This window comes from Cryobacterium sp. RTC2.1 (genome assembly GCF_035018685.1).
GTDB lineage: Bacteria > Actinomycetota > Actinomycetes > Actinomycetales > Microbacteriaceae > Cryobacterium > Cryobacterium glucosi.
On the sequence record NZ_JASJXJ010000113.1, the window covers coordinates 1 to 13,139 of the forward strand.

The window sequence follows — 13,139 nt, forward strand, 5'->3', positions numbered from 1 at the left end:
GTAGATCTCGATGCGGTAGTGGAATCCGAACAGGCGGAGAGCCCTGGCCCGGTCCCAGACCATGGGGTCGAACGGCGAGAGCACCGCCGCGGCGTCCAGGGCCCGCGGCAGCCGGGCGTCCCGGTGCAGCCAGGCGGCACCGGGCGTGCCACCCGGGCCCCAGCCGGGCACGACGACGGGGATCAGCTCGCCGGCGTCCTCGAGTTCATGGATCGCGACGAGAGTCGCCGGCGTCTTCAGGCGGAAGTAGTCGGCGAAGTCCTTCGCCGTGCCGATGCCGTGCGCCCGCGCCGACCGGCGGACGAGTTCGCGATGTGCATCGTCCCGGTGCACCCGGCGGGCCAGCAGCTCCTGGGAAAGAACCTGTCCAGGCAGCGCGTAGACCCGCTCGAACCGGCTGCGGCCCGCGGTGACGACGTCGCCCCAGCGGAACAGCGTCTCGAGACCGCTCTTGACGTCCGACCAGCCCCACCACGGGCCGCTGCGCTTGTTCGCGTCGTGCTCGATCGCACTCGCCGGCAACGGGCCCTTATCGGCCAGTTCCGCGAGCAGCCAGTCGAGCATCGGCCGGTTGCCCTGCGACCAGGCGCCCGGCGTCCGCGCCGACCGCTCGCGGAAATCGTCCATCCGCCAGGCGAACAGCGGCCAGCTCTCGAGGGGCACGAACGAGGCCTCGTGCGCCCAGTACTCGGTATAGCGGGCCTGCTTGCCGACAGCGAAGGTCAGCCGGTCGAGCTGCGCCTTGTCGTAGCCGCCGAGCCGACTGAAGGCCGGCAGGTAATGGCTGCGCTCGAAGACGTTGACCGAGTCGATCTGCAACAGGCCGAGCCGCGTCACCAGGGCGTCCAGCTGGCGGATGCCGGGGACGGCCGGGACGGGACGCCCGAATCCCTGGGCGGCCAGGGCCACGCGCCTGGCGAGTGCGGGGGAGAGGGACTGGACCATTCCTCGACCCTAGCGAGGACCGGGGACAGTGACTGCCTCCGATTGCCTAGACTGGTCCGATGACGGAATCCGCGGGTAGGCCGGGCTGGAGCGCACTCCTCACCGGGCGGCGCAGACGTGCCGCCCCGATCGGCCGGGAGCCCGGCAGCGGGCCAGGTACGGGAGCTCGCACCGCGGCCGGCGAACGGGCCGGAGCGGCAGCGATCGCCGTCGTCTCTGCTCCGCCGAACGGCGTCGATGAGAACGTCCCGGCGGGAATCCGGCTCGCCGGCGCGTGGTCGTGGCGGCTCCTCGCCGTCTTCGCCGTCATCGCCGTCTTCCTGTTCGTCGTCGTGCAGCTCCGGCTCATCGTCATCCCGCTGCTCATCGCCGTGCTGGTCTCCTCGATCGTGGCGCCCTTCGTCTCCTTTCTCGTGCGGCACCGCTGGCCCAAGGGCCTGGCCATCGCCGTCGCGGTGCTCACCACTCTCCTCGTCCCTGCCGCCCTGATCACGCTCGCGGCGACCCAGCTCGCCGGCGGCCTCTCCGGCCTCAGCGACCGGCTCGCCGGCTCCTACGGCGACCTCAAGGCGTTGCTGCTCGCGTCACCGCTGCACCTCACGGAACCGCAGATCAACGACTACCTGCAGCAGGCGCTTGCGGCGATCCAGGCCGACAGCCAGGTCTTCCTGAGCGGCGCACTCTCGCTCGGCACCTCGCTCGGCCACGGTCTCACCGGGCTGCTGCTCACGCTCTTCAGCCTGCTCTTCCTCCTGATCGACGGCCCCGGAATCTGGGCCTGGATCGTGCGGATCTTCCCGAGGCGGGCACGGGCGGCGATCGACGGCGCCGGGCAGGCCGGCTGGACCACCCTCGGCAATTTCGCGAAGGTGCAGATCCTCGTCGCCTCGATCGACGCCCTCGGCATCGGGCTCGGCGCGTTCCTGCTCGGCGTCCCGCTCGCCATCCCGATCGGTGTCCTGGTCTTCCTCGGTTCCTTCATCCCGATCGTGGGCGCCGTCGCGACCGGCGCCGTCGCCGTCGTGATCGCTCTGCTCTTCAACTCCTGGCCGATCGCGCTCGCCATGCTCGGGGTCGTGCTCCTGGTCCAGCAGGTCGAAGGGCACGTCCTCCAGCCACTCATCATGGGAACGGCGGTCAAGGTGCATCCGCTCGGCGTTGTGCTCGTCGTCGCTGCGGGTTCGTTGCTCGCCGGGATCCCGGGGGCGCTCTTCGCGGTTCCGGTCGCGGCCGTGCTCAATGTCATGATCAACTACATTCAGGGCGGCAGTTGGCGTGCCGACCTCCCTGACGTTCCGCGGGGTACCGGATCGCCGCTGTGGCGGACCGTCCCGCAACGACCCGGCTTCACCAGGACCAGAAGAAATCCGTCCAGCACGACCACTACCGAAGGCACCCCATGACCAACCTGTCCCTCGTCGGGCCGAGCCTCGCCGAGTTCGAAGCCGCCCGCGCCGTGGTCTCCCAGGTCGCCGCCGTGACCCCGATGGAAGGCTCCCGCTACCTGAGCGCGGTCCTCGGCGCCGAGGTGCACCTCAAGTGCGAGAACCTGCAACGCACCGGTTCGTACAAGATCCGTGGAGCGTACAACCGCCTCTCGAAGCTCACCGACGAGGAGAAGGAACACGGCGTCGTGGCGGCCTCGGCCGGGAACCACGCCCAGGGCGTTGCGTTCGCCGCCCGCGAGCTCGGCATCAAGGCCACGATCTTCATGCCCGTCGGCGTCGCCCTGCCCAAGCTCCAGGCCACCAGGGACTATGGCGCGCACGTCATCCTCCGGGGCAGCACGGTCGCCGAGCCGTTGCTTGCCGCCGCGGCGTACGCCGCGGAGACCGGTGCGATCCTGATCCCGCCGTTCGACCACGCGGACGTGATCGCCGGCCAGGGAACGCTGGGCCTCGAGATCCTCGACCAGGTTCCCGACCTGCACACCGTCGTCGTCCCGATCGGCGGCGGCGGACTCATCTCCGGCGTCGCGAGCGCGCTGAAGCAGAAGGCGCTCCTCGACGGTCGCACGATCCGGATCATCGGCGTGCAGGCCGCCAACGCCGCCGCCTACCCGCCATCCATCGAGGCGGGGAAGGCGATCGAGGTGCCGATCCTGCCGACGATCGCCGACGGCATCGCCGTAGCGAAGCCGGGGCTGCTCAACTTCGAGATCATCAGGGACGTGGTCGACGAGATCGTCACCGTCACAGAGGACGACACCGCCCGTGCGCTTCTCGTGCTCCTCGAACGCGCGAAGCTCGTCGTCGAACCGGCCGGCGCCGTCGCGGTCGCAGCCATCCTGGCCGGCAAGGTCACCCCGGATGGCCCCACCGTTGCGATCCTCAGCGGGGGCAATATCGACCCCCTGCTGATGCAGCGTGTCATCAGCCACGGCCTTGCGGCATCCGGTCGGTATCTCACCCTGCGCATCATGCTGCCGGACCGCCCCGGACAGCTCGCCCGCATCTCCGAGCTGCTCGCCGAAGCGCACGCCAATGTCGTCGAGGTCCTGCACACCCGGCACGGCGTCGGACTGCAGATCAGCGAGGTCGAACTCAACGTCAGCGTCGAGACCCGCGGCCCCGACCACCGCCAGCACGTCGTCGACGTACTCACCTCGGCCGGTTACGACCCCCAGATCGACTGAGGGTCGCGTCGCGGGACGACTGTGGCCGTTACGGTCGACTGCGGCCCGTGCACGGGGCGCAGTCGACCGTAACGGCCACAGTTGCCGCGGATGCTGCTAGTCGCCGCCCCAGGTTTCGACGGCGAAGATCTCCACGGCGATTTCCTTGCCGTTCGGGGTGGTGTAGCTCGTCTTCGATCCGACCTTGAGGCCGAGGATCGCGGCGCCGAGCGGGCTCTGCTCGCTGTAGACGTTGAGGTCGCTGTCGCCGGCGATCTCGCGGCTGCCGATCAGGAAGCGCTCTTCGTCACCGGCGATGGTGGCGGTGATCACGGTTCCGGACTCGACAACGCCCTTGCTCTCGGGGGCGTGGCCGACCTCGGCGTTGCGGAGCAGCACGATGAGCGTGCGGATGCGCGCCTCCTGCTTGCCCTGTTCGTCCTTCGCCGCGTGGTACCCCGAGTTCTCCTTGAGGTCGCCCTCTTCACGCGCGGATTCGATCTTCTTCGCGATCTCGATCCGGCCGACGGTGCTCAGGGCCTCCAGCTCGGAGGCGAGGCGGTCGTACGCCTCCTGCGTCAGCCAGGTGACGGTGGTTTCAGTAGTCATGGGTGGGTCTCCTCCTCATGCTCGAGTCATGCGTGTGGTACCGGATGTGCGTGATCGTGCGGTGTTGTGTGCGTGATTCCGGGCGGATCGCAGCAGGAAAACAACGCTCGCCCCGGCGAAGAACGTCGGGGCGAATACGTCAGTCTAGGTCAGCCAGCACCGGTAAATCAATCCGGTGGTGGCGGGCTCGCTCGTCAGTAGCTGCTCCGTGAACGTACGTGAATACTGGTCACTCGGCGGCAGGTCGATCACCTTCCACCCTACGACCGCGAAGCTCTGGTTGAGCGCCTCGACCGCGCAACTCGCCGGTGACCCCACCGGAATCGAGGCCTCGAAGGTCACCGTCACGTTCCGGTCGTCCTGGACGACGTTGCGGATGTCCCTGGTTTCGAGCAGGGGCTGGGAGGCGCCGAGCCCAACCCAGACGACCCAGCCCACCAGCACGACGGCGAAGGCCCCGGCGGTGATCCACAGGGACCGACGGTCGCGCAGGCGCCGGTTCGGGGCGCGACCGTACCGGGAATCCAGGGTGCCCTCGCTGCGGGTACCGCTGTCGACGTTCCTGCTGCCGGTCACTCAGACTCCACACTCACGGTTCAACGATTAGTCTTGTCCCTAGGTTATCCGCCATTTCTGAGGAGTCCGATGACACTGCGCCTCCTGGCCGTTCACGCCCATCCCGACGACGAGTCGAGCAAGGGGGCTGCGAGCTATGCGTACTACCGGAGCCGCGGCGCCGAGGTCATGGTCGTGAGCTGCACGGGCGGAGAGGGCGGCAGCATCCTCAACGACGCCCTCGCCGACACGGCGATGGCCGAGCGAGACATGGCCGGCCTGCGCCGACGGGAGATGCGCCAGGCGCAGAAGGCCCTCGGCATCGAACACCGGTGGCTCGGCTACCAGGATTCCGGCATGAACGAAGACGGTTCGGTCCCGCCGAATTCCTTCTCGACCATCGACCTCGAGTTCTCCGCGGAACCGCTCGTGCGGATCATCCGCGAATTCCGCCCCCAGGTCCTGATCACGTACGACGAGAACGGCGGATACCCGCACCCGGACCACATCCGCTGCCACGAGGTCTCGATGGCCGCGTATCGCGCCGCCGCGGACCCCACCCGGTACCCGGGTGACGGGGAACCATGGCAGATCGACAAGCTCTACTACGATCGCATCTTCAACCTCGAACGCATCGATGCCCTCTTCCTGCTGCTGAGCGTCAAGGAACCGGAGTCCCCGCTGCTCGAGCCGCTCGGGGAGGCCCGCGACTGGATGAAGAACTACCCGGCCCTGGCGACGACCCACGTTCCGGTCGGCGACTTCCTGGACGCGAGGGACGCGGCGCTGCGGGCCCACGCGAGCCAGGTTTCCCCCACGAGCAGCTTCTTCTTCTGGCCGAACGACCTCATCCGTGAGGCGTGGCCGTACGAGGACTTCCAGCTCGTCGAATCGAAAGTTGAAACGGTCATGCCTGAATCAGATCTGTTCGCCGGTATCCGGGACGAGGCATGAGCGCCGTCCTGTTCCCGCACCTCGTCGACGCGGTGACGGGCTTCATGCTCGCCAACACGCCGCCGCCCGAATTCAACCCCGACACCGTCACGCCGGGGCCCGCCGGCTTCCTGGCGATCCTCTTCGTCGTGGTCGCCGTCGTGCTGCTCGGCTTCGATCTGGTCCGCCGCATCCGCCGCACGACGTATCGCGCGGAGATCGCCGAGCGCCTGCAGGCGGAACTCGCTGCCTGCGTCGAGGCGGAGACGCACCCGGGTGAGGCATCCACCCCGCGGGAGACCCAGCAGCCTCAGGGGTAGAGCGGATGCGTGGCGATGATCAGGATCGCCGCCCAGTGGCAGAGGAACGCGACAACGGTCAGGCTGTGGAAGATCTCGTGGAACCCGAAGACCCCGGGAAACGGGTTGGGCTTCTTGAGCGCGTAGATGACAGCGCCGACCGAGTAGCACAGGCCGCCGATCATGATGAGGGTCATCATCGCGGCGTTCGCCTGGAAGAAGTCGACGATGAACATCAGTGAGCCCCAGCCGAGAAGCAGGTACAACGGCACGTAGAGCCAGCGCGGTGCGGTGATCCAGAACACCCGGAAGGCGATGCCGAGAAGTGCGCCGCCCCAGACGAGGGAGAGCAGGAGCACGGACTTCGACGGCGGTAGCGCGAGCACCGTGATCGGCGTGTAGGAACCGGCGATCAGCAGGAAGATGTTGGCGTGGTCGATGCGCTTGAAGACGAGCTTCGTGCGCGGCTTCCAGTTGATGCGGTGGTACAGCGCCGAGTTACCGAACAGGAGCAGGGAGCTGATCACGAAGACGAGGCAGCTCCACTTCGCCGCGGGTCCCTCTGCGAGGGACAGAAGCACGATCCCCGCGACGATCGTGACCGGGAAGGTGCCCGCGTGGATCCAGCCGCGCCAGGTGGGCTTGAGATCCTCCGGCCGGGGCACCTCCGACTCGAGCAGCGGCAGCTGCGGGATGAACTCGTCGTCGGGCGCCTTCAGCGGCTGTCGTGCGGTTGCGTCGTCCCCGGTGCTGCTCTCTGCGGCCATGCAGCCAGAATACGACAGCGAACATGCCGGAAGAAGCACGGGCTGCCCGAGTGGGCTAGCGTAAATACGTGCAGAAGAGGCAGGTCCCCTTGGCGCGCGACATCCTCTACCGGTTGTACGAGCGCCGCCTTCGTCGCGGGCTGACGCCGGAGAACCTGCCACGCCACGTCGCGATGATCATCGACGGCAACCGCCGCTGGGCCCGGCAGCTCGGGCTCGAGTCCGCCGCACACGGCCACCGTGCCGGCGCGGCGAAGATGCGGGAGTTCCTGAGCTGGTGCGACGACCTCGGCATCTCGGTGGTCACGCTCTACCTACTCTCCTCGGACAACCTCACCAACCGCCCGAGCGAGGAACTCTCCGAGCTCACCAAGATCATCGCCAAGCTCGCCGAGGAGCTCTCGCGCCAGCGCAACTGGCGGGTCCAGCAGGTCGGCACGAAGAAGGGCCTGCCCGCGCCGCTCATCGCGGCGCTCTGCGACGCCGAGACCCGCACCGCGGGCAAGAAGGGCATGCACATCAATCTCGCGGTCGGCTACGGCGGACGCACCGAGATCACCGACGCCATGCGCAGCATCGTCGCCGCGCACCTCGAGAACGGGCACACCCTCGCGGACCTCGCTGAGACGCTTACTCCCGAGCTCATCGGCCAGCACCTCTACACCGGTGGCCAGCCCGACCCCGACCTCGTGATCCGCACCTCCGGTGAGCAGCGGATCAGCGACTTCATGCTCTGGCAGAGCGCCCACAGCGAGTTCTACTTCGTCGAGGCGCTCGGACCCGACCTCCGCCAGGTCGACTTCCTGCGCGCCCTGCGCGACTTCGCCAAACGCCAGCGCCGCTTCGGAAGCTAGGAGACCGGATGACCGAGATCGATGCCTATGTCGCGGGGTTCGTCGAGGAGCCCGGTTACCTCGACTACGGCCGCGTCGGACCGCTCTCGGCGACGGTGGTGGCCGAGAGCCTCGGCCAGACCGAGATCCTGTCCCGCGCCCGCTTCGGCAGCCTCGACCACCTCTTCCAGCAGGACGAGCGGATGCGCGAGGCCGTCTCCGCCGTGACCGGTTTCCGGGCCGACCAGGTCGTCTGCGAGCCGAACACGACGACCGGCATCATGCAGGCCATGTTCGGCCTGACCGGGGGCGTGCTGCTCTCGCCCGGCGATTTCCCCACCGTCCCCTTTGCTGCCGTGCGCGCGGCTGAGGCCCTGCGCGTCGTGACCCCGATCTGGCTGGGGACCGAGCACGGCAGGGTGACCCCCGGCGAGATCCGCGAGCAGCTCACTCCCGCGACGGTCGCCGTCGCGGTCTGCCTCGTCGACTCGCGGACCGGATTCCGGGTGGACCTCGACGGCATCCGCCAGGTGATCGGCGACCGTCTGTTGATCGTTGACGCGATCCAGGGCTTCGGTGTCACCGACGCAGCCTATGAGATGGCGGATGTCGTCGCATCCGGTGGCCAGAAATGGGTGCGCTCGGGCTGGGGCACCGGTTTCCTGGCGCTGAGCGACCGTGCGGTCGAACGACTCGTTCCGGTGTTCTCGGGCTTCGCGGGAACGGACGTTGCCGAGCCGTGGGACGAGGTGCTGCCGCCCAGCCACAGCGCCCGCGCATTCCGGGTCAGCAATGGAGACGCGATCGCGCAGGCGCGGTTCTCCGCGGCTCTCGAAGAGATTGCCGTGACGGGCATTCATAACATCGAGGCCGCGGTCGCGGACAACGTGTCGCAACTGATCGACCTCGCCGACGAGTACGCGGTACCCGTGGTGTCGCCGAGGGATGAACGCGAGCGGGCCGGGATCCTCGTGCTCGAGCCCCCTCCCGCCCAGCTCAACACGCTCACGATCGCCCTGCACAACCACGGGATCACCGCAACGACCCGCGACGGCCGGGTGCGGCTCAGCGCCCACGCCGTGCTCAGCGTCGAAACCGTGGACATGCTGCGCGGGGCATTCACGTCGTATGCGACGGCGGCCATTTACTGAGTCCCAGATGCCGCGCCCATTAACGTCTGGTGACAATGTGTGTGTCGCACTTCCGATATTCACCGAGTGTAAGTAGCGTCATCCCCATCAGGTACGGCGCCTGATCGAGACGGCCACATAAGTACGGCTCGAGAACCCCCGTGGCCAGCTCGCCAACACAATCCGCGCCTTTCGAGGCACGGGGTGGGAGTGGTTGTGACCGCTAATCAGACCGACTATCAGGGTTCGAACCAGACGGCTTCCGACATCAAGCAAACCGAGCGCACCTTCGTGCTGGACACCTCGGTCCTCCTGTCGGATCCCAAGGCGATCTTCCGGTTCGCCGAGCATGCCATCGTGCTGCCGGTCGTCGTGATCGCCGAACTCGAATCCAAGCGCAACGACCCGGAGATCGGGTACTTCGCCCGCCAGGCCCTCCGGCTCCTGGACGAATTGCGTGTCAAGCATGAACGCCTCGACTTCCCGATCCCGGTCGGAGAGGGTGGCAGCCTGCGTGTCGAGCTGAACCACTCCAACATGTCGGTGCTCCCCTCGGGCCTGCAACTCGGCGACAACGATTCGAGGATCCTCGCGGTCGCGATGAACCTCGCCAACGACGGTCTCGCCGTCACGGTCGTCTCCAAGGACCTGCCATTGCGGGTCAAGGCGGCATCGATCGGCCTGCTCGCGGATGAGTACCGACACGAGCTCGCGGTCGATTCCGGCTGGACGGGGATGGACGAGATCACTCTCGGGTCGAACCAGATCAGCGAACTCTACGACAACGAGGTGCTCAACACCCGTCTGGTGCAGGACATGCCGATCAACACCGGCCTCGTGGTCCATTCTGACCGCGGCTCGGCGCTCGGCCGGGTCACCGGCAAGGGCGAAATGCGGCTCGTGCGCGGCGACCGGGACCTGTTCGGCCTCAAGGGCCGGTCGGCGGAGCAGCGCCTGGCGATCGACCTGCTGCTCGACCCTGAGATCGGGATCCTCTCCCTGGGAGGGCGAGCGGGGACGGGGAAGTCGGCGCTCGCGCTCTGTGCGGGACTCGAAGCCGTCCTGGAACGCCAGCAGCATCGCAAGATTATGGTGTTCCGCCCGCTCTACGCGGTCGGCGGCCAGGAACTCGGCTATCTGCCCGGTGACGCGAGCGAGAAGATGAGCCCGTGGGCCCAGGCGGTCTTCGACACCCTCGGCGCGCTCGTGTCCGAGAACGTGCTCGAAGAGGTCCTCGAGCGGGGGATCCTCGAGGTCCTGCCGCTCACCCACATCCGGGGCCGTTCGCTGCACGACGCGTTCGTGATCGTCGATGAGGCGCAGTCCCTCGAGCGCAACGTGCTGCTCACGGTGCTCAGTCGCATCGGGCAGAACTCGCGGGTGGTCCTCACCCACGACGTCGCCCAGCGGGACAATCTCCGGGTCGGCCGCTTCGACGGCGTCGCATCCGTGATCGAGACGCTCAAGGGGCATCCGCTGTTCGCCCACATGACGCTCACCCGCTCGGAGCGCAGCGCGATCGCCGCGCTCGTCACCGAGATGCTCGAGGGCAACGACCCGAACTGACCCCGCGATCCGGCGAAGGTGCCCTTTCCGGTCGAGAGTGACCCGCGGAAAGGGCGCCCTCGACCGGAAAGGTACCGGGGCTAGGCGGTGCGCGCGGGGGGACGCGTCATGCTGAGCAGGTCCAGGGCCGTGTCGAGCTGGGCCAGGGTGACTTCGCCGCGTTCCACGAAACCGAGGTCGATGACGGCCTGGCGCACCGGGACGCCGTGCGCGACCGCGTGCTTGGCGACCTTCGCCGCGGCCTCGTAGCCGATCACCCGGTTGAGCGGCGTCACGATGGCGGGGGAGGAGCCGGCCAGGGCCTTCGCCCGGTCGAGGTTGGCCTCGAGCCCGTCGATGGTCTTGTCGGCGAGCACCCGCGTCGCGTTCGAGAGCAGGCGGATCGACTCGAGCAGCGCGGTGCCCATCACGGGGATGGCCACGTTGAGCTCGAAGGAGCCAGACGCGCCCGACCATGCCACGGTCGCGTCGTTCCCGATCACGCGGGAGCAGACCATCAGCACGGCCTCGGGGATGACCGGGTTGACCTTGCCGGGCATGATCGAGGAGCCGGGCTGAAGATCGGGGATCTGCAGCTCGCCGAAGCCGGTGTTGGGGCCGGAGCCCATCCAGCGCAGGTCGTTGCAGATCTTGGTGAGGCTGACCGCGATGGTGCGCAGGGCACCGGATGCGTCGACGAGGCCGTCGCGGTTGGCCTGCGCTTCGAAGTGGTCGCGCGCTTCCGTCACGGGAAGCTCGGTCTCGGCGACCAGGAGCTCGATCACGAGCTGGGGGAAGCCGGCGGGGGTGTTGATGCCGGTGCCCACTGCAGTGCCGCCCAGGGGCACCTCGGCGACGCGGGGGAGGGCGCTGCGGATGCGCTCGATGCCGAGCCGCATCTGGCGGGCGTAGCCGCCGAACTCCTGGCCGAGGGTGACCGGGGTCGCGTCCATCAGGTGGGTACGGCCGGCCTTGACGGCATCGGCCCAGAGCACCGACTTGGCCTCGAGGGCGACGGCGAGGTGGTCGAGCCCGGGGATGAGGTCGTCGATGAGCGCGCTCGTGACGGCGAGGTGCACCGACGTGGGGAAGACGTCGTTCGAGGACTGCGAGGCGTTGACGTGGTCGTTCGGGTGCACCGGGCGGCCGAGGGTGCGGGTGGCGAGGGTCGCGAGCACCTCGTTCATGTTCATGTTCGAGGAGGTGCCGCTGCCGGTCTGGTAGACGTCGATCGGGAACTGGTCGTCGTAGAGACCGGTGATGACCTCGTCTGCTGCTCCGGCGATCGCCTCGGCGATGTCGCCGTCGAGCACCCCGAGCTGCGCGTTCGCGAGGGCGGCGGATTTCTTGATGCGGGCGAGGGCCGAGATCTGCGCGGGTTCGAGGACGGAGCCGGAGATCGGGAAGTTCTCAACGGCCCGCTGGGTCTGGGCGCCGTAGAGGGCGTCGACGGGAACCTGCACCTCGCCCATCGTGTCGTGTTCGATTCGGTAGCCGGCATCTGCGGTTTTTTGCACCACTGTGTGTAAGACCTTTCGATTGGGAGACGGTACTGCCCGGGCTGTGGGATCAGACGTTGCCGACGACGACGTCGGGAACGGCCCGGCCTTCGAGCAGTCGGTAATTGGCGCCGACGATAGCCAATGTACCCGCTGCGACGGCGTCGCTGATCAACTCGGACTGTTCCAGGAGCTCGGTCACGGTGTCGCGCAGGTGTTCTCTGCCGACCATGAGTGCATCGATGCTCCCGGGTTCGGTCAGCGTCGCATCCGTCGCCGCGACCACCCGGTGCACGGCGGGCACGATCTTCTCAATGATCCGGCCGATGTGCACGGGCAGGGGAGCCGCCCCGGGCGCCTGCGCGTCAACGGCGGCCTGGACCGCGCCGCAGCCGTCGTGGCCGAGCACGAGGATGAGCGGGACCTTGAGCACGGCGACCGCGTACTCGAGGGAGCCGAGCACGGAATCGGAGATGACCTGCCCGGCGTTCCGCACGACGAAAAGGTCGCCGAGGCCCATGTCGAAGATGATCTCGGCGGCGAGACGCGAGTCGCTGCACCCGAAGAGGGCCGCGGCCGGGGTCTGCGCGGTCGCGAGCTCGGTGCGCCGGTCGACGTCCTGGCGCGGATGCTGCGGCTCGCCGTCCACGAATCGCTGGTTGCCGCGCTGCAGCCGGCTCCACACCGCTGCCGGGCCCACGGCGTCGCCCGGGGCCGCAGCCTGGCTGATGAGCACGTCTTTGCCCCGTCCGGTCACTGGGTCACCGCCTGTCCGTTGGCACTGATCTGGGCGGCGATCGCGGTCGCGACCGCCGCGAATTCGTCTTCGTCTGCCGTTCCGACGAGCAGGTAGCTGCTCGTCCCTGCGCTCGTCACGAGGGCGTATTCGAAGTTGCCGCGGTCCTTCTCGGCCGCCGGGTTCCGGTAGACGTCCCAGGTGACTCCTGCGAGGGTGAGCGTCTGGGCTGCGGGGGCGTCGTTCAACTGCTGCCCGATCCAGGTCGGATTCGCGCCGAGGGCCTGGGTGAGGCCGATGAACTCGTTGCGGGGGGTCAGCAGGCCGATGTACCAGGACGGGATCTTGTCTGTGCCTCCGAGACGCCACTGGGCGGCATTCGCCCGCCAGCCATCCGGGAGCTCAGGGACCACAAGCGGCTCGTCGATCCCGACCTGCACCTGGCTCGCGACGGCGGCGAAATCGACGGTGCGGTCGACGGGCCCGTCGCTGCGCGGGACGAGGAGGACGAGAACGAAGACCGCACCGAGGGTGGCGAGGAGGGACAGGACCAGGTTGTTGACGGTCTTGCGCGACCGGTAGTTCCGCGAGTTCGTCGCGAGGCGGTCCGCCGTCTCCTGGGCGGTCTCAGGCCTGCCGAGCTCGGCGACGACCCGGGGCGGGCGCTTCGTGGT

At 68.2% G+C, this 13,139-nt stretch carries 14 protein-coding genes; 7 read left to right on the forward strand and 7 right to left on the reverse strand.

The window, feature by feature from the left end; translation table 11 throughout:
• Positions 1 to 945 (reverse strand): winged helix-turn-helix domain-containing protein (locus QN357_RS13515; protein WP_323505014.1); only part of this gene is annotated, 945 nt, incomplete at its 3' end.
• A gap of 59 nt (positions 946 to 1,004) precedes the next feature.
• Here QN357_RS13515 and QN357_RS13520 point away from each other — a divergent pair.
• Complete coding sequence (locus QN357_RS13520) at positions 1,005 to 2,348, forward strand: AI-2E family transporter (protein ID WP_134449484.1); 1,344 nt, start codon at positions 1,005 to 1,007, stop codon at positions 2,346 to 2,348.
• Positions 2,345 to 3,580: a threonine ammonia-lyase gene (gene ilvA / locus QN357_RS13525; RefSeq protein ID WP_134449485.1), complete on the forward strand. Its 1,236-nt coding sequence runs from the start codon at positions 2,345 to 2,347 to the stop codon at positions 3,578 to 3,580. Before QN357_RS13520 ends, ilvA begins: the two co-directional genes overlap by 4 nt.
• Positions 3,581 to 3,676: 96 nt before the next feature.
• Here the strand turns inward: ilvA and greA are convergent, their stop codons facing one another.
• Positions 3,677 to 4,168 carry a transcription elongation factor GreA gene (gene greA, locus QN357_RS13530; RefSeq protein WP_134449486.1) on the reverse strand — a complete coding sequence of 164 codons (492 nt, stop codon included), beginning with the start codon at positions 4,166 to 4,168 and terminating at the stop codon, positions 3,677 to 3,679.
• A 144-nt stretch (positions 4,169 to 4,312) separates the two neighbouring features.
• On the reverse strand, positions 4,313 to 4,744 hold the full coding sequence (locus tag QN357_RS13535) for a DUF4307 domain-containing protein (RefSeq protein WP_134449487.1): 432 nt from the start codon (positions 4,742 to 4,744) through the stop codon (positions 4,313 to 4,315).
• 69 nt (positions 4,745 to 4,813) lie between these two features.
• Here QN357_RS13535 and mca point away from each other — a divergent pair, with 69 nt between their 5' ends.
• Complete coding sequence (gene mca, locus QN357_RS13540; RefSeq protein ID WP_322136209.1) at positions 4,814 to 5,677, forward strand: mycothiol conjugate amidase Mca; 864 nt, start codon at positions 4,814 to 4,816, stop codon at positions 5,675 to 5,677.
• A complete protein-coding gene (locus QN357_RS13545; protein ID WP_322136208.1) occupies positions 5,674 to 5,976 on the forward strand; it encodes a hypothetical protein in 303 nt (100 codons plus the stop codon). The genes mca and QN357_RS13545 overlap by 4 nt, the downstream gene beginning before the upstream one ends.
• On the opposite strand, the gene trhA is transcribed toward QN357_RS13545, so the two are convergent.
• Entirely contained in the window at positions 5,967 to 6,722 is a 756-nt protein-coding gene (gene trhA / locus QN357_RS13550; protein WP_134449489.1) for a PAQR family membrane homeostasis protein TrhA, read from the reverse strand. The genes QN357_RS13545 and trhA overlap by 10 nt on opposite strands.
• 68 nt (positions 6,723 to 6,790) lie before the next feature.
• On the opposite strand from trhA, the gene QN357_RS13555 reads away from it, so the two are divergent.
• The 3 genes from QN357_RS13555 to QN357_RS13565 all read left to right on the forward strand — a co-directional run bounded on the left by QN357_RS13555 (position 6,791) and on the right by QN357_RS13565 (position 10,251).
• Entirely contained in the window at positions 6,791 to 7,576 is a 786-nt protein-coding gene (locus tag QN357_RS13555; RefSeq protein WP_134449490.1) for an isoprenyl transferase, read from the forward strand.
• Between the two features lie 8 nt (positions 7,577 to 7,584).
• Complete coding sequence (locus tag QN357_RS13560) at positions 7,585 to 8,706, forward strand: aminotransferase class V-fold PLP-dependent enzyme (protein WP_323505016.1); 1,122 nt, start codon at positions 7,585 to 7,587, stop codon at positions 8,704 to 8,706.
• Between the two features lie 246 nt (positions 8,707 to 8,952).
• Positions 8,953 to 10,251, forward strand: coding sequence for a PhoH family protein (locus QN357_RS13565; protein ID WP_241984953.1), 1,299 nt, complete (start codon positions 8,953 to 8,955; stop codon positions 10,249 to 10,251).
• A gap of 80 nt (positions 10,252 to 10,331) precedes the next feature.
• Here the strand turns inward: QN357_RS13565 and QN357_RS13570 are convergent, their stop codons facing one another.
• From QN357_RS13570 to QN357_RS13580, 3 genes are all read right to left on the reverse strand, one after another.
• Complete coding sequence (locus tag QN357_RS13570; RefSeq protein WP_134449492.1) at positions 10,332 to 11,750, reverse strand: class II fumarate hydratase; 1,419 nt, start codon at positions 11,748 to 11,750, stop codon at positions 10,332 to 10,334.
• A gap of 49 nt (positions 11,751 to 11,799) precedes the next feature.
• Positions 11,800 to 12,459, reverse strand: a complete 660-nt coding sequence (locus QN357_RS13575; RefSeq protein ID WP_370294599.1) for a carbonic anhydrase — start codon at positions 12,457 to 12,459, stop codon at positions 11,800 to 11,802.
• 23 nt (positions 12,460 to 12,482) lie between these two features.
• Positions 12,483 to 13,139: DUF4245 domain-containing protein (locus tag QN357_RS13580; protein ID WP_323505017.1), on the reverse strand; the 657-nt coding region annotated here is incomplete at its 5' end.